Below are 24,357 nucleotides of genomic sequence, written 5' to 3' on the forward strand. Positions count from 1 at the left end.
GGAGGGGCCGCGGGAGCCCGTGAGAAGGTGGCGCGGTGACCGGGTGCCCACGGCCGCGCCGTCGTCTCGTCCCCGCACTCCTCGCCGGGCTGACCGCTCTCGGCGTCCTGTCCTCCTGCTCCTCGGCGGGCACCGAGCACGCCGCCCCGGTGCCCGGGCCGGGGGTGGCGGCCGTCGTCGGGGACCGGGTGGTGACGACGGACCTGCTCACCACGCGCGTCCGCGCCGCGGCGCCCGACCTCGGGCAGGCCCTCGCCGCGCAGTCCGGCACGCCGGGCGGCGCCCCGCTGGACCCCGCGACCCTCGCCGACGAGAGTCGCGAGCTGCTGAGCACCGCGGTGCTCCACGAGGTGATCGCCGAGGCGAGCCGCCGGGAGGGCGTCGTGGTGCCGCCGACCCAGGTCGACGCGCAGGTCGCCGCCGCCGGCGGGCCGGCGGCCGCGGCGGGGTCGGGCTACGACCCGGCCACGCTGCGCGAGCTCATCGCCGACCAGATCGCCGTCGCCGAGATCGGGCGCCGCGAGTTCGACCGCCTGGCGGTGACGGTCGACATCGGGACCTTCGGGTCGCGGGCCGACGCGCAGCAGGCCGCGGCCCGACTCGCGGCCGACCCGGGCACGGGGGTGCTCGCCGCCCTCCCGCCGGACGCGACGGTGATCGGCACGACCCTGCGCCCCGGCACGGTGAACCCCGCCGCGCGGGTGCGGACCGCCTCGTCGCTGGTCTTCGGCCTGCCCGATCGCACCGTGAGCATCTCCGGGCCTCCGCCCGGGTCACCGGGCCGACCGGCTCCGGACCCGCCGACCCAGGCGTGGACCGTCGTCCGAGTCCGCGACCGGGACACCGCGGCCCCGCCGCCGGCCGCCGACGCGGTCCCCGCCGCGCTCGTCGACGCCGCCTCATGATCCAGTTCGGCCTGCGCGCGGTCCAGCCGGTCGCGGTGCAGCTCGGTGTCCGGGTCAACCCCCGCTACGGGGTCTGGGACCCGACCCAGGAGCGGGTGGCGCCGACCGCGGCGGACGCGGGCACGATCACGCCGCTGCAGGTCTCGGTGCCGGTCCCGCCGCAGTCGCCGGCCGCCGCGGCCCCCGTCCCGGCCCCGGTGCCCACCCCGGCCCCGGTCCCGGCCCCGTGAGCGCCCCGCCGACCCCGGTCACCGTCGACCCCCGGCTGGGGGCGGTCCTGCCGGCCGGCGCCGTGCGCCTCGTCGCCACGGCCCCCGTCGTCCTGCTCGACCCGGCGCTGCCCCCCGCCCTCGCCGCCCGCTTCGCCGACGAGCTCGGCGCCGTGCCCGCGGGCCCCGCCGACGACGTCCCCGCCGGCGCGGTGCTGCTCGTCCCCGGCCTCGACCCGCACGCACCCGCCGGCGCGGAGCTGCTCGAGGCGGTCGCGGTGATGGACCGGCTCCGCTCGCCCGGCGGCTGTCCCTGGGACGCCGAGCAGACCCACGAGAGCCTGCTGCGCTACCTGGTCGAGGAGACCTACGAGCTCTACGACGCGCTGGCCGCCGGGGACACCGCGGCGACCCGCGAGGAGCTCGGCGACGTGCTGCTCCAGGTGCTCTTCCACGCGCGGGTCGCCGCGGAGTCGCCGCACGGCTTCGACGTCGACGACGTGGCCGCCGAGCTGGTCGCGAAGCTCGTCGGCCGCCACCCCCACGTGTTCGCCGAGGAGTCCGGCGTGGTGACCGCGACCGACCAGGACGTGCGCTGGGAGGAGCTCAAGGCCACCGAGAAGCGACGGAACTCGGTGCTCGACGGCGTCGCGCTCGCGCAGCCCGCCGCCGCGCTGCTCGCCAAGTACGTCAGCCGCGCGACGCGCGCCGGAGTGCCCCCGGAGCTCCTCGGCGCGGCGGTCCCCGACGGGCCGCCGGCCGCCGTCGTCGCGTCGTACCTCGCCGGTGGGGACCCCGAGGGCGAGCTCCGCGCCGCGGCGACCGCGCTCGGCGAGCACCTCCGTGCCGTGGAGGCAAGGCTGCCCACACCTGCGGACGGAACGCCCCGGCGCACCACGGCCGAGGACTGGCGAACGTACTGGGAGTGACCGAATCCTCCCGGTTCGGGGCGCCATCACCCGGCCGGGGCACCGAAAGTCATGCGTCTTCCTCTCCTCGACGCTTGACGTGAAGGTGAGGCAAACCTAAGACTGCCGCGAAGCGCGGAGGTCACCCGGCCCCGCGGACCGAGGAGGAGGCGCGGCGGTGCTGGCGACGTTCGTGATCGGGCTCCGGGAGGGGCTGGAGGCCGCCCTCATCGTCGGCATCGTCGCCGGGTTCCTCCGCCGGCGTGGCGACTCCGCGGCGCTGCGCCCGATGTGGGCGGGCGTGGGGCTCGCCGTGCTCATCTGCGTCGTCGTCGCCGTCGTCCTCGAGGTGGTCTCCGCCGACCTGCCCCAGCGGGAGCAGGAGGGGCTGGAGACGGTCATCGGCCTCGTCGCCGTCGGGATGATCACCTACATGATCGTGTGGATGCGCAAGCACGCCCGGTCGATGCGCGGTGAGCTGGAGCGGGCCGCCGAGTCCGCACTCGCCAGGGGCTCGACCTGGGCCCTCGTGGCAATGGCGTTCCTCGCGGTGCTGCGCGAGGGCTTCGAGACCACGGTCTTCCTGCTCGCGGCGTTCCAGTCCTCGACGAGCCCGGCGGCCGCCGGGGGCGGTGCCGCGCTCGGCGTCCTCGTCGCCGTGGCCCTCGGCTACGGCATCTACCGCGGCTCGGTCCACATCGACCTCGCACGCTTCTTCACCGTCACCGCGGTGTTCCTCGTGCTCGTAGCCGCGGGCCTGTTCGTCAGCGCCGTCCACACCGCCCACGAGGCGGGCTGGCTCGACGTCGGCCAGACCCAGGTCGCCGACCTCTCCGCGATCGTGCAGCCCGGCACCCCGCTCTCCTCGCTGCTCACCGGCGTGCTCGGCATCCAGCCGCAGCCGACGCTCGTCGAGGTCGTCGCCTGGTTCGTCTACCTGGTGCCGATGCTCGTCTTCGTCCTCTGGCCCGTGCGCCGGCCGTCGCGCTCCGCCGCGTCGGCCGCCGCCTGCGCGTCCGCCTGACCTTCCGCAACCCACCCCTGCGCCCGGGTTCGCGAGGACCCGTCTGCCCGGAGTGCCGCCCGAGAGGATCCCCGCCCGTGTCCCCCGTCTCGCCCCTCCCGGCGCGGCCCCGTCGTCGCGGCACCGCCGTGGTCGGTGCCCTCGCCGTCGCCGTGGTCACCGCCGGGCTGATGGCGGCCTGCTCCTCCGGCGGGTCCGACCAGGCCGCCCAGGGCGCCGAGGTCACACTCACCCTCACCGACCAGGGCTGCGCCCCCCAGCCGGCCTCGGTCGCCGCCGGTCCGGTCGACTTCACCGTGACCAGCTCCGGGTCGGCCAAGGTCACCGAGGGCGAGATCCAGAAGGACAGCCGGATCCTCGGCGAGAAGGAGAACATCACCCCGGGACTCTCGGGTGACTTCTCGCTGCGCCTCGACCCGGGCCAGTACACGGTCTACTGCCCGGGGGCGGCGCAGGACACCGCGCAGTTCACCGTGACCGGCCAGGGCGCCCAGTCCCAGGCCCCCGCCGACGCCTCGCTGGCGTCCGCGACGGCGGGCTACAAGCAGTACGTGGTCGGCGAGGTCGCGGCCCTGGTGCCCGCGACGAAGCAGTTCACCGACGCGGTGCGCGCGGGCGACGTCGCGACCGCCCAGAAGGTCTACACGCCCGCCCGCTACCACTACGAGACGATCGAGCCCGTGGCCGAGAGCTTCGGGGACCTCGACCCGGCGATCGACCAGCGCGTCGCCGACGTCGAGCCCGGGGCCGAGTGGACCGGGTTCCACCGCCTCGAGCAGGCGCTGTGGGTGAGCCACACGACCGCGGGCGTGGCCCCGATCGCCGACAAGCTCGACGCCGACGTCGCGAAGCTGCAGACCCTCGTCGGGACCGCCGACTACCAGCCCGCGCAGCTGGCGAACGGCGCGAGCGAGCTGCTGACCGAGGTCTCGACCTCGAAGGTCACCGGTGAGGAGGACGCCTACTCCCACACCGACCTCTCCGACTTCGACGCCAACATCGCCGGCGCCCAGAAGGCGTTCGAGCTGCTCGAGCCGTCGCTGCAGACCAAGGACGCGGCGCTGGCGACCCAGCTCCAGGCCCGCTTCACCGGCATCACCGACGAGCTGGCGCCGTTCCGCACCGGCGAGGCGGCCCCCGGCGTCCCGGCCTATGTCGACTACTCGACGGTGAACGACGCCCAGCGCCGCGTGCTCGCCGACCGCGTCAACGCGCTCGCCGAACCGCTGTCGCAGGTCTCCGGAAAGGTCGCATGACGAGGATCTCCCGACGCTCCCTCCTCGGGCACGCCGGTCTCCTCGCCGGGGCCGGCGTGGCCGGTGGCGTGCTCGCGGGCTGTGCGACCGAGGGCAGCGCCCCGCCGCCGCAGACCGTCCCGTTCCGGGGCACGTACCAGGCAGGGATCGACACCGCGGCCCAGGACCGGCTCGCCTTCGCGGCGTTCGACGTCGCTCCCGGCACGACCCGCGCCGACCTCGTCGCCATGCTCACCTCCTGGACGGCGGCCGCGGAGGCGATGACCCTCGGGCAGCCCGTCCCGGGGTCCAACGACGAGCAGCAGAGCCCTCCGGCCGACACCGGGGAGGCCATCGGGCTCGCGCCCGGGAACCTGACGGTCACGGTGGGGTTCGGCCCGGGCCTCTTCGACGCCCGCTTCGGGCTGGCCGCGAAGCGCCCGACCGAGCTCGCCACGCTCCCCGCCCTCCCGGGGGACTTCCTGGACCCGACGAAGTCCGCGGGCGACATCTGCGTCCAGGCCTGCTCCGAGGACCCCCAGGTCGCCTTCCACGCCGTGCGCAACCTCGCCCGGCTCGGGCGCGGCACCGTCGTCACCCGGTGGACCCAGCTCGGGTTCGGGCGGACGTCGTCGACCTCGACGGCGCAGGCGACCGCCCGCAACCTCATGGGCTTCAAGGACGGCACCCGCAACCTCAAGGTCGAGGACCCGGCGGCGATGACGCGGTCGGTGTGGGTGGCGCCCGGTGACGTGCCCGGTCCGGCGTCGTGGATGGCCGACGGGAGCTTCCTCGTCTCGCGGCGCATCCGCATGATCATCGAGACCTGGGACCGGGACGTCCTCTCGGACCAGGAGAACGTCTTCGGTCGGGCGAAGGCGAGCGGTGGACCACTCTCCGGCGGCGACGAGTTCACCCCGCCCGACTTCCACGCGACCCTCGCCGGCGGGACGCCCGCGATCCCGCTCGACGCGCACATCCGCCTCGCCGCCCCGGAGAACAACGGCGGGACGGCGATCCTGCGACGCAGCTACTCCTACACCGACGGGGTGGACGTGCGGACCGGGATGCTCGACGCGGGGCTCTTCTTCATCGCCTTCATGCGCTCGCCGTCGCAGTTCGTGCGGCTGCAGACGCAGCTGGGGGCGCACGACGCGCTCAACGAGTACATCCAGCACACCTCCTCGGCGCTGTTCGCCTGCCCGCCGGGGGTCGCGCCGGGCAACACCGGGGACTACTGGGGGCGGGCGCTGCTCGAGGGGTAGGCGGTCCTCACACGCCGGCGCGGAGTTGTCGACGGGCCCGGCGAGAGCCGCGGTGACCGGGCCGTAATCTGCCTCCTCGATGAGCGCGAGCGTCGACTCCCTCCGCGGAGCGCCGGAGCCGTCCGACGACGGCGAGGCGACCGACCGCTTCCGCGCGCCGACCCCCGACGACGCCACCGACCGGTTCCGTTCCCCGGTCGCCGGTGACGAGCCCGCCGTGCCCGAGGACGGGTCGGGGTCCGACGAGGCGACGACGACGGACGACGCGGCCTCGGTCGACGCGGCGCCGCCTGCCGAGTCGCCGCCCGGCACGTCGCAGGGCGCCGGGGCGCCGGGTGCCGGGTCCCAGGGCGCCGGGTCGCAGGGCGCCGAGTCCCAGGGCGCCGGGCGCTCGCGCCGGCTCTCCCGCGGGCTGCGGGTGCCCGCGGCGTCGACCTCGGGCGGAACGGGTCCGACGACGGGGGAGCGGGCCGGGTCCGCGCCGGCCCCCTCCGCGACCGCCGCCTCGTCGTCCCGACCCGCCCCGGTCGCCGCGGCGCTGGCCACCGCGCCGCCGCTGGGGGCCCGCCCGCCCACGGCGGGGCCGCCCCCGCCGCTGCCCGTCGGCGGCCCGCCCGTGCCGTCGCCGTCGTCGTCACCCACCCCGCCGCGGCGGACCGCCGCGCTCGGGCGGCTCGCGCTGGTCGTCGTGCTCGTCGCGGCCGTCATCGGCACGATCGTCGTGCTGGCGAACGGCACCGAGTTCGGTCGCACCGACGCGGGGCCCGAGGAGATCCCGGCCCTCGAGGTCGCGCCCGCCCAGGTCGACCTCGGGACGGTCGGGCAGCCGACCGCGCTCGCCCCGCCGTCGGCCCTGCTCCCCGGCACGAACACCACCGGCTCGGGTGGCCAGGGCGCGACGAGCGTGTCGTCGTGGGCCGACGACCTCGGCCCGCGGACGAACATCCCGCCGGTCGCGCTGCAGGCCTACGGGATGGCGGAGCTGACGATGCGCCGGGCCGACCCGCAGTGCCACCTGTCGTGGGTCACGGTCGCCGGCCTCGCCCGCATCGAGTCCAACCACGGGCGCTACCGCGGCGCGCACATCGAGCCGAACGGCGACATCGAGCCGCGCATCGTCGGCGTGCCCCTCGACGGCACGAGCGGCAACCGCACGATCAGCGACACCGACGGCGGCCTCCTCGACGGCGACCCGACCCTGGACCGCGCCGTGGGCCCGCTGCAGTTCATCCCGTCGACGTGGGCGAAGTGGCGCGCGGACGGCAACGGCGACGGCCGCGCCGACCCCGACAACATCTTCGACGCCGCGCTCGCCGCCGGCCGCTACCTCTGTGCCGACGGCCGCAACCTCGCCTCCGGGGAGGGCTGGCGCTCGGCGGTGCTCTCCTACAACAACTCCGACGACTACGGCCGCCGCGTCTACGCCGCCGCGCAGGCCTACGCCAACTCGACGGCGCCGTAGGTCAGGGCGCCGCGAAGATCAGGGAGTCGGTGCACGCCACATGGAGATCCGCTCGGCTTGCAGTGACTCCCTGATCATCGAACGCCCGCTCTCACGCCCCCCGACGCAGCGCGATCGAGGCGCTGACCTCGCCCAACGCCTCCTGGTACTCCGGCCGCGGGTCCATCGCGGCCGCCATCCGCAGCTGCGCGCGCGCCTCCTCGAGCCGCGACTGCCGCTGCAGCGTGCGGCCGAGGGCGAAGCGGGCGTAGTGGTCGGCCGGGTCGATCTCGAGGACCCGCAGGAAGCCCGCCTCGGCCCGGCGGAACTGCGCCGACGCCAGGTACGCCCGCGCCGCCAGCAGGTGCACCGACGCGGCCTCGGGCTCGACCTCCAGCAGCGGCGCGAGCGTCTTCAACGCGTCCAGCGGACGACGGTGCTCGAGCAGCTGCTCGGCCCGGCGGAACGCGGTCACCATGCCGCCGCCGGCGGCCGTCGGGTCGGGCGGCGCACCACCTCCGGCTACGTCGTCCGGTACCGATCCGCCCCGCTCCGTGCCCCGCGACGACGACATTCCCGCACGGTAGGTCCCCGGCGCGCGGGACGCGAGACCGGACCGAGTCAGCCACCCGGGTGGCAGCCCCGCGCACGGAGGGCGACGTGGCGCACGCCGTGGCTCACCCCGCGCGGAACACCTGGCCGCTAGCATCGGCGCCCGTCCGAGCGCTATCGCACACCAGTCACAGCAGGAGGAGGCCGTTCCGTGGCGGTCATCGAGCAGGTCGGTGCGCGGGAGATCCTGGATTCCCGGGGGACCCCGACGGTCGAGGTGGAGGTGGCGCTCGACGACGGCACCCTCACCCGGGCCGCGGTCCCGTCGGGGGCGAGCACCGGCGAGCACGAGGCCGTCGAGCTGCGGGACGGTGACCGGAGCCGCTACCTCGGCAAGGGTGTCGAGAAGGCCGTGGGCGGGGTCCTCGACGAGATCGGGCCCGGCCTCGTCGGGATGGACGCCACCGAGCAGCGGGTGGTCGACCAGAAGCTCATCGACCTCGACGGGACCCCGGACAAGTCCCGCCTCGGGGCGAACGCGCTGCTGGGCGTCTCCCTCGCCGTGGCCCGGGCGGCCGCCGAGTCCGCCGAGCTCGACCTCTTCCGCTACATCGGGGGCCCCAACGCCCACGTGCTGCCGGTGCCGATGATGAACATCCTCAACGGCGGGGCCCACGCGGACTCCGGCGTCGACGTCCAGGAGTTCATGATCGCGCCGGTCGGGGCGGACACCTTCCGCGAGGCGCTGCGCTGGGGCGCCGAGGTCTACCAGGCGCTGAAGGCGGTGCTGAAGAAGAACGGCCTCTCCACCGGGCTCGGCGACGAGGGCGGGTTCGCGCCGTCGCTGCCGAACAACCGCGAGGCCCTCGACCTGATCAGCACCGCGGTCGGGCAGGCCGGGCTCACCCTCGGGCGCGACGTCGTCCTCGCGCTCGACGTCGCGGCCAGCGAGCTGTTCTCCGACGGCACCTACACCTTCGAGGGCCAGAAGCGCAGCGCCGCCCAGATGAGCTCGTACTACGGCGAGCTGCTCGACGCCTACCCGCTCGTCTCCATCGAGGACCCGCTCTCGGAGAACGACTGGGAGGGCTGGAGCCGACTGACCTCCGACATCGGCGACCGCGTCCAGATCGTCGGCGACGACCTGTTCGTCACCAACATCGAGCGGCTCGAGGAGGGCATCGAGCGCCGGGCGGCGAACGCGCTGCTGGTCAAGGTCAACCAGATCGGCACGCTGTCGGAGACCCTCGACGCGATGAGCCTGGCCCAGCAGTACGGCTACCGCTGCATGATGAGCCACCGCTCGGGCGAGACCGAGGACACCACGATCGCCGACCTCGCCGTCGCCACGAACTGCGGCCAGATCAAGACCGGCGCCCCGGCCCGGTCGGAGCGCGTCGCCAAGTACAACCAGCTGCTGCGCATCGAGGAGGCCCTCGGCGATGCCGCCCGCTACGCCGGCGACCTCGCGTTCCCGCGCTTCGACCCGGAGAGCTGACCGGAGAGCCTGGGGGAGAGACCGTGCCGACCCGGCCCCGTCCGACACCGCCGTCCGACCCGGCCCCGCGCCGCGGGTCGGGCGGTGGTCGCGCGGCGACGGCCGCGAACGCCCCGCGCCCGACGGCGGGTGCGCCGACGGGTGCGGGGGCGACGACGACCGCGGCGGCCCCGCCCGGTCAGGCCACGACGACGCGGCCGCGCACCCGGGTCCGGGCCCGGCAGGGTCCGCGACGCGACGCCCGGCGCACCGCGCTGCGCCGTCACCCGCTCTCCGCACGACGCACCGCCGCCCCGGCCGCAGCCCAGGCGGCGGCCCGCGCCGCCCGCGCGACCCGCGGCGCGCTGGGGCTGTCCACCGCCCGCCGGGCCGCGCTGCTCGCCGTCGTGGTCTGCGCGCTGGCGCTCACCGTCGCGGTGCCGCTGCGCAACTACGTCTCGCAGCGCCACGAGCTCGCCGCGGTGGCCGAGCAGCAGCACCGTCTCGACGCCGAGGCCGCTCAGCTGCGCGGTGAGCGGGCCGCGATGGACGACCCGGCGCACGTCGAGGCCCTCGCGCGGGCCCGCCTGGGATACGCGCGGCCCGGCGAGACGCCCTACCGCGTCGAGTTGCCCGGCGACGCCGCCGCGAGCGCGGCTGCCGCCGGGACCGGCGCCGCGATCGCGCCGTCCGAGGCCGACCTGCCCTGGTACACCCGGGTGGCGCGGGGCACGCTCGGCACGGCGCCGTGACCGGTCGTGGGTGAGCCGCTGCGCGAGGGCGACCGGGAGGCCGTGGCCGCGCAGATCGGTCGCGCGCCGCGAGGGCTGCGGGCGGTCGCGCACCGCTGCCCGTGCGGGCTCCCGGACACCGTGGTGACCGCGCCGCGCCTGGAGGACGGCACCCCGTTCCCCACGCTCTACTACGCGACCTGCCCCCGGCTGACCTCGCGGATCGGGACCCTCGAGGCTGACGGGCTCATGCGCACCCAGACCGAGCGCCTGGCGACCGATCCAGGCTTCGCCGCCGCCTACGAGGCCGCGCACCTCGCCTACCTCGCCGAGCGGGACGCGATCGAGCCGCTCGGCACCGACATCAGCGCCGGCGGCATGCCCGACCGGGTGAAGTGCCTGCACGTCCACGTCGCGCACGCGCTCGCGGTCGGTCCCGGGGTGAACCCGGTCGGCGACGAGACGCTCGCGCTGCTGCCCGCCTGGTGGGCTGCCGGCCCGTGCGTCGGGCCCGACTCGGCGGGGACGACGGGCACCGGGGAGGCGCCGAGCGCCCCCGCGGAACCGTCCGCAGGGGAACGGACCCGGTAGCGGTCCCGGCCCGCGTCGCCGGCGTGCCGACCCCGCTCCCGGATTGCCGGAGGGGTTGCGACGACGCCACGATGGTCACCGCCGGGAGGTGGGCCAGCAGGCCCCGCGACCGGCCCGGTTCTCCGGTGGTGCGGACGGCCCACCGGGACGCGGGGTCTCCGCCGGACCCCGTGGCCAGGAACCGGTGGGACCGGTCACCGGGCGACGACACCCGCCGTCCGCCGCCCGGTGACCGGTCCCCCGCCTCGTCGCTCTCCCCGGCGCCCGGCGGCCCCCGTCGGGCGTCCTTGCTAGCGTCCCCGACGGACCAGGCCACCGCCTCGAAGACGTCAGGCTCGAGCACCTCAGGAGGGCCCCATGCCGCGGGTCGCGGCCATCGACTGCGGGACCAACTCGATCCGGCTGCTCGTCGCCGACGTCACCGTCCGCGAGGACGGCTCCCAGTGGCTGCGCGACGTGCACCGCGAGATGCGCATCAACCGGCTCGGGCAGGGCGTCGACGCCACGCGGCGGCTCGCCCCCGAGTCGCTGGCGCGCACCCGGGAGGCGCTGCTCGCCTACCGCGAGATGCTGCGGCGCACCTCCACCACCACCGTCCGGCTGTGCGCCACCTCGGCCACCCGGGACGCGGAGAACCGCGAGGAGTTCTTCGGGATGGTGCGCGACATCCTCGGCGTCGAGGCCGAGGTGATCACCGGTGAGGAGGAGGCGCGGCTCTCCTTCGCCGGCGCCGTCGCCGACCTCGACCCGGACGAGGGCCCGTTCGTCGTCGCGGACGTCGGCGGCGGGTCGAGCGAGCTGGTCACCGGGACCTGGGACGCGGTCACCGCGGAGGTCGCTGCGGCCTACTCGTCGAACGTCGGGTGCGTGCGGGTGGCCGAGAAGTTCCTCCACGACGACCCGCCGACCGCCGAGCAGGTGCGCGAGGCCGAGGAGTTCACCCGCGCGGCGCTGGCGCCGGCCTTCGACGCGGTGGAGGTCGGGCAGATCCAGACCTGGGTGGCGGTCGCCGGGACGGCCACCACGATCGCCGCGATCGCCATGGACCTGCGCACCTACGACGCCGAGCGCATCCACCTGGCCCGTCTCGGCCTCGACGACGTGCGCGCCACCTGTCGTCGCCTGGAGGCGATGCCCCGCGCCGAGCGGGCGGCGCTGGGCCCGATGCACCCCGGGCGGGTCGACGTCATCGGGGCCGGGGCACTCGTGGTCCGGGTGCTCGCCGACGAGTTCGCCGAGCGCGAGGGCATCACCGAGCTCGTGATCTCCGAGCACGACATCCTCGACGGCATCGCCCGGGAGTGCGCCCTGGCGCAGGCCGGGGGCCGTCCGGTGCGCGCCCGCGGCGACGGCGCCGACGCGGACACGGGGGAGTGACCACGAGCGCGTCGGCCGCCCTCGCCGCGCTCGACGCCGAAATCGCCGACTGCCGAGCCTGCCCCCGCCTGGTGGCCTGGCGAGAGCAGGTGGCCCGCGAGAAGCGGGCGGCGTTCCGCGACTGGACCTACTGGGGCAGGCCGGTGCCGGGCTTCGGGCCCGCCGACGCGCGGCTGGTCGTCGTCGGGCTCGCCCCCGCCGCGCACGGCGGCAACCGCACCGGGCGGATGTTCACCGGCGACCGCAGCGGCGACGTCCTCTACGCCGCGCTGCACGCGGTCGGGCTCGCCTCCCAGCCGCACGCCACCCACGTCGGCGACGGGCTGGAGCTCTTCGGGGTGCGCATCGTCGCGCCGGTCCGTTGCGCGCCGCCGGCGAACAAGCCGACCCCGACGGAGCGGGACACGTGCCGGCCGTTCCTGGAGCGCGAGCTCGCGCTGCTCGACGAGGCCCGCGCCGTCGTCGTCCTCGGCGCCTTCGGGTGGCAGGCGCTGCTGCCGGTGCTCGATGCGGGGTGGGTGGTCCCGCGGCCGCGGCCCGTGTTCGGGCACGGGGCGCACGTGGTCCTGGAGCCCCGCGTCGAGCACCGCGCCCCGATGCAGCTCTTCGGCTGCTACCACGTCAGCCAGCAGAACACCTTCACCGGCCGCCTGACCCCGGCGATGCTGGAGGAGGTCCTCGCGCGGGCCGCCGGCGCGGCGGGCCTGACCCAGTAGGGTCCGCGAAGCGCCCCTGTAGCCCAATCGGCAGAGGCAGGCGACTTAAAATCGCCGCAGTGTGGGTTCGAGTCCCACCGGGGGCACGCGGATGCGGGTGATCGACGACGACGCTCCGATCACCCTCGGTCCACCGCGCCGGCACCGTCCGGCGGCCTGCCGTTCACCCGGGTTCACCTGCCCGTCGCTGCGTGGACAGACGGCCGACCTCCCCTCCTCACCCGGCCAGGCCAGGATCGTCACACCCGACCGAACACGGCCGCACGTCCCGTGACCGCTCGCGTCCCGGCTCGGACCGCTCGGCGTTCACCGCGTGGTGCTGCTCCGAACGGGCGAGATAGATGCGTCAGAATTCGGGCAGGAGGTGAGCGGGGTGGCTGACTTCGAGGACGTCGGGCTGCCCGCGGATCCCGACGATCCGCGTGGCCCGGACGACCTGCGCGGGCCCGCCGGAGCGGTCGTCCGGCCGCCGTGGCAGGAGCTGGAGACGATCCGCCCGCTCACCCTGCGGGCGTGCCGACGGATCGTCGTGGTCGCCCCGCACCCGCGCGACGAGATCCGCGCGGCTGGCGGACTGCTGCGCCGGCTCGGCTCGCGCCACGCCGAGGTCGACGTGCTCAGCCTCACCGAGCGCCCCACCCGCACCTGCCCGACCCCCTCGGCGGGGCACGACACGGTGCGGGACGGCCGGCTGCGCGACGACGCCGCGCCGTGGCCCGTCGATCCGGACGCGCCCGACCCGCTGGCGTCGTTCACCCTCGACGACCTCCTCGCCGGTCGCCTGGACGACCTGGTCGACCTGGACGTCGTCGACGACGAGGACGACCTCGAGGTCGGGGCGGGGGAGGACGGGCCCGCCGACCCCGACGAGGTGGCCGCCGAGGCCGCCTACCGGGCGCTGGGCCTGTCCGTCGTGCGCCGGCACCGGCTCGGCCTGCCCGACGGCGGGGTCGCGGGGGCCGAGGCCGACGTCGTGGCGGCGATCAGTGAGATCGTCGGGTTCGTCGAGGACCCGCCCGGGCTCTGCGTGCTGGCGCCCTGGTCGGGCGACGGCGACGACGACCACGAGGCGGCCGGGCGAGCCGCCGAGATCGTCACGGCGGCCTACCGGGTCCGGCTCGTGCGCTGGCTGGACCGGGCGTGGAGCTGGGCCGGCCCCGACTCGGACGAGGTGCCGTGGCGCCGGGCCCGCCAGATCCCGCTGAGCGACACGGTCATCGCGCGCAAGCACGCCGCGAGCGAGGCGTTCAGCGCGGCCCTGGGCATCGGGGGCGCGCTCCACGACCTCGAGCTGCCCGACGGCTCGGCGCCCGGCCCGCGCGAGGTCTTCCTGGTGTGAGTGCCCGTCCCGCGAGCGTCGCCACGGGCCGTCGTCGTCCCCCGCCGGGGCCGGCCGTTTCCGCCGTACGGTGGCGCGTCGGGCCGACATGCTCCCGGGTGGCTAGGCTTCACCGGGTGACCGGCAGGGCGAACGGCGACGGCGTGGAGGTGGCCACGTCGCGCCCCGAGGAGTACGCCGCGGTGCCCTCCGGCGCCGAGGGGGCGGACGGGGCGCACGCCGACGGGGTGGAGTGGTCCGGCTACTCCGGATATCCCGACGGGGGGATGGCGGGCGCGGCCGCTCGGGTGCGCGACAGCCTCACGGGCGAGACGTCCGGCGGGGACCTCCCGCAGGTCCTGCACACCGCGCCCGCCGCGGTCGCCCTCATCGACCTCGACGCCGGCACGGTCACCTACGCCAACGGCTCGGCCCAGGAGCTCACCGGCGGCCGGGCCACCCTCCCGCTCGACATCGACGCCTGGAGCGAGGCGGCGGGCCTCACCGACCTGTCCGGGCGCCCGATGCGCGACACTGCGTCCCCGCTGTCGCGGGTTGCGCAGGGCATGCCGGTCTCCGGCGAGCCGGTCGCCGTCGCGGACGCCTCCCGCAAGGGCTCCGAGGCCACCGAGGAGGAGCGCGAGGAGGCCGAGGGCCGCCTGCTCTGGGTCACCGGGTTCCCCCTGTCCGAGGCCGACGACGACGAGCGGCGCCGGCTCGCGCTCGTCGTGTTCCTCCAGCTCTCCGGCGCCGGGGCGCAGCGTCACCTCGAGATGATGCGCGACCGCGCGGTCGTCGCCACGGAGCTGTCCTTCACGATCTCCGACCCGGCCCGGGACCAGAACCCGCTGGTGTGGGTGAACCCGGCGTTCACCCGGCTCACCGGGTACGACCTCGATGAGGTCCTCGGCCGCAACTGCCGCTTCCTGCAGGGACCCAACACCGACCCGACGTCGATCTCGCGCATCCGCAGCGCGCTGGCCGACGAGCGGCCGATCACCGAGGTCCTGCTCAACTACCGGCGCGACGGCACCGCCTTCTGGAACCAGGTCTCGATCTCGCCGGTGTTCGACGGCTCGGGCAACGTCGTCAACTTCGTCGGGGTCCAGGCCGACGTCACCGAGCGCGTCATGGTCGAGAACGAGCGCCGGGCCGCGCTCGCCGCCGCCGAGGAGACCCGCGAGCAGCTGCGCCTGCTCACCGACTCGACGGCTGCCATGACGGCCTCGCTCGACGCGGGCGGCGCGGCGCGGGCGCTGGCGCGCATCGTGGTGCCGGCGCTGGCCGACTACTGCTGCGTGGACCTGCTCGACGAGGTCGGGCTCCCGTCGTCGTCGCACCGCGTGGCGGTCAACCACCGCGACGACTCCAAGACGGAGACCGTCGGCACGCTCGGGCGCTGGATCACCCCCACCGAGGACGGCGCCGACCCGGTCGACCGGGTGCTCGCCGGCGGTGCGCCCTCGCTGCTCCCGGAGCTGCCGGTTCGCCCGGAGGGGCTGCGCGACGAGCCGGACCTGATGGCCCGCTACGAGCAGCTGCGGCCGCGCTCCGCGATCGTGGTGCCGCTGCGGGCGCGGGGCCAGGTGCTGGGCGCGCTGACGCTGGGCACCGAGCTGCCCTACGGCCGTCGCTACTCCCAGCGCGACCTCTACCTGGCGAGCGACCTCGCCGCGCGCGCCGGGCTCGCCGTCGACAACGCCCGGCTCTACGCCCGCGAGCACGGCGCCGCCGAGACCCTGCAGCGCAGCCTGCTGCCCGCCGTCCCCGAGGTCCCCGGCCTCACGGTCGCCTCGCGCTACCTCGCGGCGACCGACGGCGCCCAGGTCGGCGGGGACTGGTACGACCTGCTGCCGCTGCCCGACGGCGCGGTGGGGGTGGCGGTCGGCGACGTCGTCGGGCACGACCTGCGGGCCGCCGCGGCCATGGGCGAGCTCCGCGGTGTGCTGCGCTCCTACGCCTGGGAGGGACTGGGGCCCGACGCGGTGATCGACCGCTGCAACGACCTCGTCCACGGGCTGGGCATGGCGGCGATGGCGACGGCGGTGTTCGGGCGCCTCGAGCGGGCGACCGACGACGACGGCTGGGTCCTGGGCTACTGCAACGCCGGGCACCCGCCGCCCCTGCTGCGCCGCGGCGACGGCACCGTCGAGCTGCTCACCGGCAACCTCTCGCCGCTGATCGGCGCGACGCGGGAGGCCTCCCGGGACTGCACTGAGGTGCACTGCCGGCCGGGCGACGTGCTGGTCCTGCACACCGACGGGCTCATCGAGAGCCCGGGCAACGACCCCGACGAGCGCACCGACCTGCTCGCCCGCACGCTCGCGGCCGAGACCGACGTCGAGGACGTCGGCGCGCTGTGCGACCAGGTGCTCGAGGTGCTCGGCGCCGACGGCCTGCGCGACGACGCGGTGCTGCTGGCGATCCGGCTCGGGGCCTGAGGCCGGGACCCCCGACGCGCGAAACGGCCGGGGGACCCGACGTCGGGTCCACCGGCCGTGGCGTGCGCTCGCGTCGCCGCGCGCCCTACTGCGGCGGCGGGGGCGGGGGCTGCTCGCCCTGCGGCGGGGGCGGGTTCTCCCCGCCGTGCAGGAAGTCCTTGGCCTTGTCGCCGGCCTGGTCGAACTGCTCGTCGTGGCCCTCGAACTTGCCCTTGAGGGCGTCGCCACCCTTGTCGACGAAGGAGTCGGCCTTCTCCGGGTTCTTCCCGGCCCACTCCTTGGCCTTGTCCACCATGTCGCCGAGCCCTGCCACGGCGTCCTCCTGAGGTCGGGGATCCTGTCGGCGGCAGGGTTCCCCGCCCGGGCGGGACGACACCAGGTCCGAACGTCCCCCGTTCGGTGACCGAATCGTGACCCGCACCACTGGTAAACGTCTTTTTACCCGGCCGGGAACCTCATGCGGGGGTCGCGCGTTGGGCAGGGTGGAGCGGTCGAGCGGCCGCTCCACGCACGTGAGGAGGACGAGTGCGCACCAGCAGCAACCCGGCGTTCCGCAACCTGCCGACCTCGCCGGGCGGGTATGCGCGGTTCGGGGACACGCCGGCAGGTCTCGGGGGCGGCTTTGGTGACTCGCCCGGGGGCCCGGCGCCGCGGGCGGGGGCCGCCGACCGGCCGCTCACCGTCGACGACGTCGTGCAGAAGACCGCGCTCAACGCCGTCGTCGCCATCGCCGTCGGGGTGCTCGTCGCGATCAGCGGGCTCTACCTGCTCGGGATCGTCGGCTTCGTCGTCGGCCTGGTCGTCGCGCTGATCATCATCTTCAAGCAGAGCACCAACCCCGCTCTGGTCCTCACCTACTCGGTGGCCGAGGGCATGGCGCTGGGGGCGATCACCGGGGCGCTCGAGTCCTCGAGCAACCAGTACGCCGGCATCGGGTTCCAGGCGATCCTCGGTGTCGTCGGTGTGTTCATCGGGATGCTCGTGGTCTACAAGACCGGCGCCATCCGGGTCACGCCACGGCTGACCAAGATGGTCATCGGTGCCGCCATCGGCGTCCTCGTGCTGATGCTCGCCAACCTCGTCGTCAGCTTCTTCACCCACGAGGGCCTCGGGCTGCGCTCGGGGGGCACCCTGGCGATCATCTTCAGCCTGGTCTGCATCGCGATCGGCGCGTTCATGCTGCTGCTCGACTTCGACCAGGCCGACCAGGCGGTCAAGGCCGGGGTGCCGGCGCGCTTCGCCTGGTACCTCGCCTTCGGCTTCATGACGACGCTGGTGTGGCTCTACATCGAGATCCTGCAGCTGCTCAGCTACTTCCGCGACTAGCGAGTCGCGCCACCCCGACGGGCCGTCCCTGAGACCTCCGGGGCGGCCCGCCGTCCGTCCGGGCCCTGCCCCCGCGCCCGCCCCGCCGTGCCAGCAACGGCGCGTTCCTGGCGTTGGGTGCGTGAACGGCGCCGTCCGCGCATCGGATCGGGGTCGGCCGCGATGCGTGAACGGCGCCGTCCTGGCGTCGGATGCCAGGAACGTGCCGTTGCTGCCGCTAGGACGTTGTGGCCAGGGCGTTGTGGCCGGGCCGGGCTCAGGACAGGCGCTCGAGGACCATCGCCATGCCCTGACCGCCGCCGATGCACATCGTCTCCAGCCCGATCGTCGCGTCCTCGGCGCGCAGTCCGTTGAGCAGCGTCGTCGCGATCCGGGCCCCGGTCATGCCGAACGGGTGCCCGACCGCGATCGACCCGCCGTGCACGTTGAGCTTGGCCTCCATCGCCGAGTCGGACAGCCCGATGCCGTGCGCGGAGGGGATCACCTGCGCGGCGAAGGCCTCGTTGATCTCCACGAGATCGACGTCGTCGATGGAGAGCCCCGCCCGGTCCAGCGCCTGCTTCGAGGCCCCGATCGGGCCCAGGCCCATGATCTCCGGGGACAGGCCGGTCACCCCGGTCGAGACCACCCGGGCCAGCGGGGTGATCCCCAGGTCCGCGGCGCGGGTCGAGGACATCACCACGAGCGCCGCGGCGCCGTCGTTGAGCGGGCAGGCGTTCCCGGCGGTGATCCGGCCGTCCGGGCGGAACACCGGCTTGAGGTCGGCGACCGTCTCGTAGGTGGTGCCCGCGCGCGGTGAGTCGTCGGCGGCGACCACAGACCCGTCAGGGGTCGTCACCGGGGTGATCTCCCGCTCCCAGAAGCCGTCCTTCGACGACTGCTCGGCGAGGTTCTGCGAGCGGACCGCGAACCGGTCCATCTCCTCGCGGGACACGTTCTCGGCCAGGGCGACGTTCTCCGCGGTCTGCCCCATCGCGATGTAGGCGTCGGGCAGCAGGCCGTCGGCCCGCGGGTCGTGCCACTCGGAGGCGCCCGACGCCGCCGCCTCCGCGGTCCGGGCCTGCGCCTCGGTGAACAGCGGGTTCTGCGTGCCGGGCAGCCCGTCCGAGGAGCCCTTCTCGAACCGCGACACCGCCTCCACCCCGGCGGCGACGAACACGTCGCCCTCCCCGGCGCGGATCGCGTGCGCGGCCATGCGGACCGTCTGTAGCGACGACGAGCAGTACCGGGTGATGGTCGTGCCGGGCACGGTGTCCAGGCCCAGCCGGACCGCGACGATCCGGCCCATGTTGTAGCCCTGCTCGCCGCCGGGCAGGCCGCACCCGAGCATGAGGTCCTCGACCTCCTCGGGCGGTAGCGACGGCACCTGGTCGAGCGCGGCCCGCACCATCTGCGCCGCGAGGTCGTCGGGACGCATCCCGGCGAGGGTGCCCTTGCGGGCGCGACCGATGGGGGAGCGGGCGGCGGAGACGATCACGGCGTCGGGCGTCCCGGAGTTCTGGGCCATGCCACGACCCTAGGCGCGCCGCCGGTGCGGGTCGCCGGTCGTGGTCCCCACACCGGTGATTCGCCGCACAACGCGTCCGGCCGCGACCGCGACCGGCAGGATGGGCGACATGCAGTACGTCGAGCACGTCGGCGACCTCGTCGGTCACACCCCGCTGGTGAAGCTCAACCGCGTCGTCCCGACGGGGCCGGACGCGCCGTTGGTCCTCGCCAAGGTCGAGTACTTCAACCCCGGCGGCAGCGTGAAGGACCGCATCGCCGAGAAGATGGTGACCGCCGCGGAGGAGTCCGGGGAGCTCAAGCCGGGCGGCACGATCGTCGAGCCGACCTCGGGCAACACCGGCATCGGCCTCGCGATCGTCGCCCAGCAGCGCGGCTACCACTGCATCTTCGTGGTCCCGGACAAGGTCAGCGTCGCCAAGCAGGACGCGCTACGGGCGTACGGGGCCGAGGTCGTCGTCTGCCCGGCCGCGGTCGAGCCGGAGCACCCCGAGTCCTACTACTCGGTCTCCGACAGGCTGGCCCGCGAGACCGAGGGCGGCTGGAAGCCCAACCAGTACGCGAACCCGAACAACCCCGCCTCCCATATCGAGTCGACCGGCCCCGAGATCTGGGACCAGACCGACGGCCGGATCACGCACTTCGTCGCCGGGGTCGGCACCGGCGGCACGATCTCGGGCACCGGGCGCTACCTCAAGGAGGTCTCGGACGGGCGCGTGCAGATCATCGGGGCCGACCCGCTCGGGTCGGTGTACTCCGGCGGCGACGGGCGGCCCTACCTCGTCGAGGGCGTCGGCGAGGACTTCTGGCCCACCACCTACGACCGACAGGTCGCCGACCGCATCGTCGCGGTGTCGGACGCGGACTCGTTCCACATGACGCGCCGGCTCGGCCGCGAGGAGGCGCTGCTCGTCGGCGGCTCCTGCGGGATGGCGACCGTGGCGGCCGCGCGGATCGCCGCGGAGCTGGGTCCCGACGACGTCGTGGTCGTCCTGCTCCCCGACGGGGGCCGCGGCTACCTCTCCACGGTGTTCAACGACCAGTGGATGGCCTCGTACGGCTTCATGCAGACGAACACCGCCGAGTTCACCGTCGGGGACGTGCTGCGCGGCAAGGACGGGTCGATCCCGGACCTGGTGCACGGGCACCCGAACGAGACGGTCTCCGACATCGTCTCGATCATGCGCGAGTTCGGCGTCTCGCAGATGCCGATCGTCAAGGCCGAGCCGCCGGTGATGATGGCCGAGGTCCGGGGTGCGGTCACCGAGCGGGACCTGCTCGACCGGCTGTTCACCGGGAAGGCCTCGCTGACCGACCGCGTCGAGGACCACCTGGCGCCGCCGTTGCCCACCGTCGGCATCACCGAGCCGCTGTCGCAGGCGATGACGGCGCTGCAGGGCGGCGACGGGCTGCTGGTCATCTCCGACGGGCGCCCGGCGGGCATCGTCTCGCGGGCCGACGTGCTCGCGTTCCTCGCCGGCCGGTAGGGGAGACTTGCGGCGTGAGTGACCGAGGCTTCGCCACCCGCGCCATCCACGCCGGGCAGGACCCGGACCCGACCACGGGCTCCGTCGTCGTGCCCGTGCACGCGACCTCGACGTTCGCGCAGGACGGCGTCGGCGGGCTGCGGTCGGGCTACGAGTACGCGCGCACCGGCAACCCGACCCGCACCGCACTGGAGACCCAGCTCGCGGCGCTCGAGGGCGGGCGGTTCTGCCGCGCGTACGCCTCCGGGATGGCGGCCGAGGACACCCTGCTGCGCGCCACGCTGCGTCCCGACGACCACCTGGTCATCCCGATCGACGCCTACGGCGGCACCTTCCGGCTGGTCTCGACGGTGCTCGCCGACTGGGGCGTGCACTACTCCGCGGTCGACCTGTCCGACCTCGACGCGGTCCGGGCGGCGATCCTGCCCGAGACGAAGCTGCTGTGGTGCGAGACGCCGACCAACCCGGTGCTCTCGATCGCGGACGTGGCCGCGCTGGCCGGGATCGCCGGTGAGCACGGGCTGCGCCTGGTCGTCGACAACACGTTCGCCTCGCCCTACCTCCAGCAGCCCCTGGCGCTCGGGGCCAGCGTCGTCGTGCACTCGACGACGAAGTACCTGGGCGGGCACTCCGACGTCGTCGGGGGTGCGCTGGTGACCTCGGACGAGGAACTGGCCGCCGACCTCGCACGGTTGCAGAACGGCATGGGCGCCGTGCCCGGGCCGTTCGACTGCTTCCTGACCACCCGCGGGATCAAGACGCTGGCGCTGCGGATGGAGCGCCACTGCGACAACGCCGAGCGGGTGGTGGAGGCCCTGGAGGCGCACGACGCCGTCGGGTCGGTGCTCTACCCCGGGCTCGCCTCCCACCCCGGCCACGAGACGGCGGCCAAGCAGATGCGCCGGTTCGGCGGGATGGTGTCGATCCGGATGGCCGGGGGCGACGCCGCGGCTCGGGCGCTGTGCGCGGCGACGGAGGTGTTCACGTTGGCCGAGTCGTTGGGCGGGGTCGAGTCGCTCGTCGAGCACCCGGGGGCGATGACCCACGCGTCGACGGCCGGCTCGCCGCTGGAGGTCCCGTCCGACCTCGTGCGCCTCTCGGTGGGCATCGAGGACGGCGACGACCTGGTCGACGACCTGCTGCAGGCCCTCGGCCGGCTCTGAGCCGGCTACCCGCGGCGGGCGTCCGCCTGGTCGTTCGCGGTGCCGTGCGGGGCGGTGTGACCCGGCACGACCAGGCCCGGCACGGTGCAGCCCCCGATGAACACCGGGCCGTGGTGCGTCTCGACGACGGCCCCCGGGTCGTCGCAGCCGGCCTGCGAGACGGTGAAGACGGCGGCCCCCGTCAACGCGGCGGCCACGACCAGGGGGGCGAGCAGACCGACGCGGGCGGCCCCGCGCACCGGTCGGCGGGCGCCCCCGCTCCGTGTTCCGGTCATCGCTGCCCTCCCGGCCCCGCTCACGCTCTCAACACATGCTACCGACCACATCCGTCGTCACCGGTGGTTCGGTTCGACCCGTCCGACCGGCGAGCCGGGGGCGTCGCCGACCGGACCGCCCCGGAGCTCGCCGCGGAGGCGGTTGCCCGCCCGTCGCGGCCGCGAACCGGTCGCCGACGTCGTCCGCGCGCCGGGAACCACGGCCCGCACGGCGCGACCCCGCCGCCGCCCGACCACCCGAGGGCGGGCACCATCACGGCCGTGGCGCAGACCCTGGTGACCCGCGACGACGTCGAGGCGGCCCGGGTCGTGCTCGACGGTGTCGTGCGGCGCACCCCCGTGGAGCCGTCGCGGGTGCTGGCGGGGTCGGCCGGGGGGCCGGTGCGGCTCAAGTGCGAGAACCTGCAGCGCACCGGCAGCTTCAAGATCCGGGGCGCCTACCGTCGCATCCAGCGTCTCGACGACGACGAGCGTGCCCGGGGCGTCGTCGCGGCGAGCGCCGGCAACCACGCTCAGGGCGTGGCGCTCGCGGCGGGACTGCTCGGCACCCACGCGACGGTCTTCATGCCGGCCGGGGCGCCGCTGCCCAAGCTCGCGGCCACCCGCGGCTACGGCGCGGACGTCCGGCTCGTCGATACCTTCGACGCGACGCTGGGGGCGGCCGCGGAGTTCGCCGAGCGGACCGGGGCGGTGCTGATCCACCCCTTCGACCACCCGGACGTCGTCGCCGGCCAGGGCACCGTCGGGCTGGAGATCCTCGAGCAGGTCCCGGACGTGGCCACCGTCGTCGTCTGCACCGGCGGCGGCGGCCTGGTGGCGGGGATCGCCGCCGCGACGGCCGGCGCCGGCGTGCGGGTCGTCGGGGTCCAGGCCGAGGCCTTCGCCGCGTGGCCGCCCTCGCTCGCGGCCGGCGCGCCGGTCACCGTCAGCGGCGCCACCATCGCCGACGGCATCGCCGTGCCGCGGCCCGGGGATCTGACGTTCGCGCAGGTCAGCGCACAGGTCGACGAGATCGTCACGGTGAGCGAGGAGGCCCTGTCCCGGGCGGTGCTGCAGAGCCTGGAGCGCGGGAAGCTGCTCGTCGAGCCGGCGGGCGCCGCCGCGGTGGCGGCCGTGGCCGAGTACCCGGGGCGGTGGCCATCTCCGGTGGTCGCCGTGCTCTCCGGCGGCAACGTCGACCCGCTCACGCTCGACGAGATCGTCCGTCGGGGCATGGCCGCCGCCGGGCGCTACGCGACGTTGCGCGTGCGCCTGCCCGACCGCCCCGGCTACCTCGCCGACCTGCTCGCCCACCTCGGCCGGCTGGGTGGCAACGTCGTCGACGTCGAGCACCGCCGGCTGGCCGCCTCGCCCGACCTGGGCCCGCTGACCCTCGGCTCGGTCGAGGTGGCGCTCACCCTCGAGGCGCGCGGGCACGACCACCGGACCGCGATGGTCGAGGCCCTCCGCGAGGCGGGTTACGCCGTCGCGGAGGGCGCCGCGTGACCGGTGGCGCCGGGGCTCAGGGGCGGTAGGGCTCCGCGGAGACCAGGGTGACCTCCATCGACCCGCCGTCGGGCAGGTCGTAGCTCACGGTGTCGCCCGTCTTGGCGCCGATGAGCGCCGAGCCCAGCGGGGAGTTCGGGGAGTAGACCTCGAGGTCGCCGTGCGAGCCCTCCTCGCGGGAGCCCAGCAGGAACGTCTCGGTGTCGTCGTCGCCCTCGAAGCGGACGGTGAGCACCGTGCCCGGGACGGCGGTCCCCGACTCGGTGGGGGTCTCCCCGACCTTCGCGGTGTGCAGGAGCTCCTGCAGGTGGCGGATGCGGGCCTCCATCACGCCCTGCTCCTCGCGGGCCGCGTGGTAGCCGCCGTTCTCCTTGAGGTCGCCCTCCTCGCGGGCGGCGTTGATCTTCTGCGCGATCGCGGGACGCTGCCCCACCAGGTCGTCGAGCTCGGCCTTGAGGCGGTCATGGGCGTCCTGGGTGAGCCAGGTCACCTGGGTCTGCGTCTCGGTCACGGCGATCAACTCCTCGGAGGTCCGGTCCCGCAGGTCGCGGGGCGGCTGCCTGTCGGCTGAAGAACCCGCGGGCCCGGGGGCGCCGGGGGCGGGGACGTCCACAGACGGAAAAACACGACCCGCGGCATGCGGGCCGTGTCGGGGGACACTAACACGGTCGGGGCCCCCGGGAACCGGTACGAACGATGCCCCCGGGAGGTTCCCCGATCTCCGGAGAATCTCACAGGGCCTTCGCCACCTGCGACGATCGTGTGATCGGGGGCTCGCGGCACCCGGTGCGGAGCAGGCTGTCGGGGGTCCGGGGGATGATGGTGGAGTGGAGTCATCCGAGGGCCTCACCGAGGCGTCCCCGTTGCGACTGATGTCGGTGCACGCGCACCCGGACGACGAGTCGAGCAAGGGTGCCGCGACCTG

General features: G+C 75.1%; 23 protein-coding genes, 1 tRNA gene and 1 pseudogene. 20 read left to right on the top strand and 5 right to left on the bottom strand.

All coding sequences use genetic code 11. The features are described from left to right. Window positions 1-35 precede the first annotated feature (35 nt). From VGH76_RS04170 to VGH76_RS04200, 7 genes are all read left to right on the top strand, one after another. On the top strand, window positions 36-905 hold the full coding sequence (locus tag VGH76_RS04170; protein WP_331555352.1) for a hypothetical protein: 870 nt from the start codon (window positions 36-38) through the stop codon (window positions 903-905). Continuing rightward, window positions 902-1,135 carry a hypothetical protein gene (locus tag VGH76_RS04175; RefSeq protein WP_331555353.1) on the top strand — a complete coding sequence of 78 codons (234 nt, stop codon included), beginning with the start codon at window positions 902-904 and terminating at the stop codon, window positions 1,133-1,135. Before VGH76_RS04170 ends, VGH76_RS04175 begins: the two co-directional genes overlap by 4 nt. Further along, window positions 1,132-2,043 carry a MazG family protein gene (locus VGH76_RS04180; protein WP_331555354.1) on the top strand — a complete coding sequence of 304 codons (912 nt, stop codon included), beginning with the start codon at window positions 1,132-1,134 and terminating at the stop codon, window positions 2,041-2,043. Before VGH76_RS04175 ends, VGH76_RS04180 begins: the two co-directional genes overlap by 4 nt. 157 nt (window positions 2,044-2,200) lie before the next feature. After that, entirely contained in the window at window positions 2,201-3,046 is an 846-nt protein-coding gene (gene efeU, locus VGH76_RS04185) for an iron uptake transporter permease EfeU (RefSeq protein ID WP_331555355.1), read from the top strand. A gap of 77 nt (window positions 3,047-3,123) precedes the next feature. Continuing rightward, window positions 3,124-4,302 (top strand): iron uptake system protein EfeO, encoded by a 1,179-nt coding sequence (efeO, locus tag VGH76_RS04190; RefSeq protein WP_331555356.1) that lies wholly within the window; start codon window positions 3,124-3,126, stop codon window positions 4,300-4,302. Next, window positions 4,299-5,546, top strand: coding sequence for an iron uptake transporter deferrochelatase/peroxidase subunit (gene efeB / locus VGH76_RS04195; RefSeq protein ID WP_331555357.1), 1,248 nt, complete (start codon window positions 4,299-4,301; stop codon window positions 5,544-5,546). The genes efeO and efeB overlap by 4 nt, the downstream gene beginning before the upstream one ends. A 79-nt stretch (window positions 5,547-5,625) precedes the next feature. After that, on the top strand, window positions 5,626-7,008 hold the full coding sequence (locus VGH76_RS04200) for a hypothetical protein (protein WP_331555358.1): 1,383 nt from the start codon (window positions 5,626-5,628) through the stop codon (window positions 7,006-7,008). Window positions 7,009-7,099: 91 nt separating this feature from the next. On the opposite strand, the gene VGH76_RS04205 is transcribed toward VGH76_RS04200, so the two are convergent. Further along, window positions 7,100-7,465, bottom strand: coding sequence for a tetratricopeptide repeat protein (locus VGH76_RS04205; protein ID WP_331555373.1), 366 nt, complete (start codon window positions 7,463-7,465; stop codon window positions 7,100-7,102). A gap of 285 nt (window positions 7,466-7,750) precedes the next feature. Between VGH76_RS04205 and eno the strand changes: the two genes are divergently transcribed. The 8 genes from eno (at window position 7,751) to VGH76_RS04245 (ending at window position 16,190) form a co-directional block, all read left to right on the top strand. After that, entirely contained in the window at window positions 7,751-9,037 is a 1,287-nt protein-coding gene (eno, locus tag VGH76_RS04210) for a phosphopyruvate hydratase (RefSeq protein WP_331555359.1), read from the top strand. 23 nt (window positions 9,038-9,060) lie between these two features. Further along, entirely contained in the window at window positions 9,061-9,768 is a 708-nt protein-coding gene (locus VGH76_RS04215; RefSeq protein WP_331555360.1) for a septum formation initiator family protein, read from the top strand. An 18-nt stretch (window positions 9,769-9,786) separates the two neighbouring features. Continuing rightward, entirely contained in the window at window positions 9,787-10,338 is a 552-nt protein-coding gene (locus tag VGH76_RS04220) for a DUF501 domain-containing protein (protein ID WP_331555374.1), read from the top strand. A gap of 357 nt (window positions 10,339-10,695) precedes the next feature. Further along, complete coding sequence (locus VGH76_RS04225) at window positions 10,696-11,715, top strand: Ppx/GppA phosphatase family protein (protein WP_331555361.1); 1,020 nt, start codon at window positions 10,696-10,698, stop codon at window positions 11,713-11,715. After that, window positions 11,712-12,431 carry a uracil-DNA glycosylase gene (locus VGH76_RS04230; RefSeq protein ID WP_331555362.1) on the top strand — a complete coding sequence of 240 codons (720 nt, stop codon included), beginning with the start codon at window positions 11,712-11,714 and terminating at the stop codon, window positions 12,429-12,431. Before VGH76_RS04225 ends, VGH76_RS04230 begins: the two co-directional genes overlap by 4 nt. A 12-nt stretch (window positions 12,432-12,443) precedes the next feature. After that, a tRNA-Leu gene (locus VGH76_RS04235) sits at window positions 12,444-12,517 on the top strand. Between the two features lie 287 nt (window positions 12,518-12,804). Next, window positions 12,805-13,770, top strand: coding sequence for a hypothetical protein (locus VGH76_RS04240; RefSeq protein ID WP_331555363.1), 966 nt, complete (start codon window positions 12,805-12,807; stop codon window positions 13,768-13,770). A gap of 116 nt (window positions 13,771-13,886) precedes the next feature. Further along, complete coding sequence (locus VGH76_RS04245) at window positions 13,887-16,190, top strand: SpoIIE family protein phosphatase (RefSeq protein ID WP_331555364.1); 2,304 nt, start codon at window positions 13,887-13,889, stop codon at window positions 16,188-16,190. An 85-nt stretch (window positions 16,191-16,275) separates the two neighbouring features. Here VGH76_RS04245 and VGH76_RS04250 read toward each other — a convergent pair whose 3' ends face one another. Then, the gene (locus tag VGH76_RS04250; protein ID WP_331555365.1) at window positions 16,276-16,503 is read right to left on the bottom strand and encodes an antitoxin; all 228 of its coding nucleotides are present in this window, start codon (window positions 16,501-16,503) and stop codon (window positions 16,276-16,278) included. Window positions 16,504-16,715: 212 nt separating this feature from the next. On the opposite strand from VGH76_RS04250, the gene VGH76_RS04255 reads away from it, so the two are divergent. Next, window positions 16,716-17,516, top strand: coding sequence for a Bax inhibitor-1/YccA family protein (locus VGH76_RS04255; protein WP_331555366.1), 801 nt, complete (start codon window positions 16,716-16,718; stop codon window positions 17,514-17,516). 256 nt (window positions 17,517-17,772) lie between these two features. Here the strand turns inward: VGH76_RS04255 and VGH76_RS04260 are convergent, their stop codons facing one another. Then, the gene (locus VGH76_RS04260) at window positions 17,773-19,023 is read right to left on the bottom strand and encodes an acetyl-CoA C-acetyltransferase (RefSeq protein WP_331555367.1); all 1,251 of its coding nucleotides are present in this window, start codon (window positions 19,021-19,023) and stop codon (window positions 17,773-17,775) included. A 109-nt stretch (window positions 19,024-19,132) separates the two neighbouring features. On the opposite strand from VGH76_RS04260, the gene VGH76_RS04265 reads away from it, so the two are divergent. Further along, complete coding sequence (locus VGH76_RS04265; protein ID WP_331555368.1) at window positions 19,133-20,509, top strand: cystathionine beta-synthase; 1,377 nt, start codon at window positions 19,133-19,135, stop codon at window positions 20,507-20,509. A 14-nt stretch (window positions 20,510-20,523) separates the two neighbouring features. Then, a complete protein-coding gene (locus VGH76_RS04270) occupies window positions 20,524-21,672 on the top strand; it encodes a cystathionine gamma-synthase (RefSeq protein ID WP_331555369.1) in 1,149 nt (382 codons plus the stop codon). A 5-nt stretch (window positions 21,673-21,677) separates the two neighbouring features. On the opposite strand, the gene VGH76_RS04275 is transcribed toward VGH76_RS04270, so the two are convergent. Then, entirely contained in the window at window positions 21,678-21,947 is a 270-nt protein-coding gene (locus VGH76_RS04275; protein ID WP_331555370.1) for a hypothetical protein, read from the bottom strand. A 261-nt stretch (window positions 21,948-22,208) separates the two neighbouring features. Between VGH76_RS04275 and ilvA the strand changes: the two genes are divergently transcribed. Next, window positions 22,209-23,432, top strand: coding sequence for a threonine ammonia-lyase (ilvA, locus tag VGH76_RS04280; protein WP_331555371.1), 1,224 nt, complete (start codon window positions 22,209-22,211; stop codon window positions 23,430-23,432). A gap of 16 nt (window positions 23,433-23,448) precedes the next feature. Here the strand turns inward: ilvA and greA are convergent, their stop codons facing one another. Continuing rightward, window positions 23,449-23,943, bottom strand: a complete 495-nt coding sequence (gene greA / locus VGH76_RS04285; protein WP_331555372.1) for a transcription elongation factor GreA — start codon at window positions 23,941-23,943, stop codon at window positions 23,449-23,451. Window positions 23,944-24,259: 316 nt separating this feature from the next. Between greA and VGH76_RS27895 the strand changes: the two are divergent. Continuing rightward, window positions 24,260-24,357: pseudogene (locus tag VGH76_RS27895) on the top strand (mycothiol conjugate amidase Mca); the annotation flags it as partial.

The sequence above is a fragment of the Actinomycetospora sp. genome (assembly GCF_036497585.1).
Taxonomy (GTDB): domain Bacteria; phylum Actinomycetota; class Actinomycetes; order Mycobacteriales; family Pseudonocardiaceae; genus Actinomycetospora.

Bases quoted from the DNA above. Each gene is read 5' to 3' on its own strand.
- VGH76_RS04200 (WP_331555358.1), top strand. From the start codon at position 5,626: ATGAGCGCGAGCGTCGACTCCCTCCGCGGAGCGCCGGAGCCGTCCGAC.
- VGH76_RS04225 (WP_331555361.1), top strand. From the start codon at position 10,696: ATGCCGCGGGTCGCGGCCATCGACTGCGGGACCAACTCGATCCGGCTG.
- efeB (WP_331555357.1), top strand. From the start codon at position 4,299: ATGACGAGGATCTCCCGACGCTCCCTCCTCGGGCACGCCGGTCTCCTC.
- VGH76_RS04260 (WP_331555367.1), bottom strand. From the start codon at position 19,023: ATGGCCCAGAACTCCGGGACGCCCGACGCCGTGATCGTCTCCGCCGCC.
- VGH76_RS04205 (WP_331555373.1), bottom strand. From the start codon at position 7,465: ATGGTGACCGCGTTCCGCCGGGCCGAGCAGCTGCTCGAGCACCGTCGT.
- VGH76_RS04265 (WP_331555368.1), top strand. From the start codon at position 19,133: ATGCAGTACGTCGAGCACGTCGGCGACCTCGTCGGTCACACCCCGCTG.
- VGH76_RS04275 (WP_331555370.1), bottom strand. From the start codon at position 21,947: ATGACCGGAACACGGAGCGGGGGCGCCCGCCGACCGGTGCGCGGGGCC.
- VGH76_RS04175 (WP_331555353.1), top strand. From the start codon at position 902: ATGATCCAGTTCGGCCTGCGCGCGGTCCAGCCGGTCGCGGTGCAGCTC.